The 1438-nt window shown below is 50.4% G+C and carries 1 rRNA gene; it reads left to right on the top strand.

From position 1 onward, the window contains the following. Positions 1-3: 3 nt before the first annotated feature. Positions 4-1438, top strand: a 23S ribosomal RNA gene (locus GPK90_RS11975); the annotation flags it as partial.

The following is a 1438-nucleotide window of genomic DNA, read 5'->3' as shown; positions in this document are numbered from 1 at the left end:
ACTGGTTAAGCTAGAAAGAGCGCAGGGTGGATGCCTTGGCACTAAGAGCCGATGAAAGACGTGATAAGCTGCGAAAAGCTTCGGGGAGGAGCAAATATCCTTTGATCCGGAGATTTCTGAATGGGGAAACCTACTTGAGTGTACCTCAAGTGACGTATGGTGAATACATAGCCATACGCCGGGAACCCGGTGAACTGAAACATCTAAGTAGCCGGAGGAAGAGAAAGAAACATCGATTCCGAAAGTAGCGGCGAGCGAAATTGGAAGAGCCCAAACCGGAATGCGTGCATTCCGGGGTTAAGGACCACGTTATGTGACCCGTATGGTAATGGAACTGTCTGGGAAGTCAGACCAAAGAGAGTGAAAGTCTCGTACATGAAACCAGAAGGGAGCTAGTGGGATCCAGAGTACTGCGAGACACGTGGAACCTTGCAGGAAGTCGGGGGGACCACCCCCCAAGGCTAAATACTCCTTAGTGACCGATAGCGCATAGTACTGTGAAGGAAAGGTGAAAAGGACCCCGGGAGGGGAGTGAAAGAGAACCTGAAACCCTGTGTTTACAAGCTGTGGAAGCACGTTAAGGTGCAACCGCGTACTTTTTGTAGAACGGTCCGGCGAGTTGCGGATGCTGGCAAGGTTAAGCACTAAAGGTGCGGAGCCGAAGCGAGAGCAAGTCTGAATAGGGCGTCAAGTCAGCATGTGCAGACCCGAAACCGGGTGATCTATCCATGTCCAGGTTGAAGCGAAAGTAAAATTTCGTGGAGGACCGAACGCACATCCGTTGAAAAGGGTGGCGATGAGGTGTGGATAGGGGAGAAATTCCAATCGAACCCGGAGATAGCTGGTTCTCCTCGAAATAGCTTTAGGGCTAGCCTCGTATTAGTCTGGTGGAGGTAGAGCACTGAATTTCCTAGGGGGCGTCAAAGCCTACCGAAGAATATCAAACTCCGAATGCCATACAGATGATGTACGGGAGTCAGACGGCACGAGATAAGTTGGGTCGTCAAAAGGGAAAGAGCCCAGACCTGCAGCTAAGGTCCCAAAGTGTGTGTTAAGTGGAAAAGGATGTGGGATTTCAAAGACAACTAGGATGTTGGCTCAGAAGCAGCCACACATTCAAAGAGTGCGTAATAGCTCACTAGTCGAGAGGTCCTGCGCCGAAAATGTCCGGGGCTGAAACACAACACCGAAGCTCAGGAATGTATTTATACATTGGTAGAGGAGCATTCTTAAAGGGGCGAAGCAGTACCGATAAGGAGCTGTGGACTTTTAAGAAGAGAGAATGCCGGAATGAGTAGCGAGATGGAGGTGGGAATCCTCCAGGCCGAATATCTAAGGTTTCCAGGGTAAAGCTGATCTGCCCTGGGTAAGTCGGGGCCTAAGGCAAGGCTGAGAAGCGTAGCTGATGGACAACAGGTTTAGATTCCTGTACCACATG

Origin of the sequence: Clostridium sp. MCC344 (assembly GCF_018785365.1) — a bacterium.
Lineage (GTDB): Bacteria > Bacillota > Clostridia > Lachnospirales > Lachnospiraceae > Pilosibacter.
The sequence above is the reverse complement of the archived record's forward strand: the minus strand, read 5'-3'. Positions and strand labels throughout refer to the sequence as shown.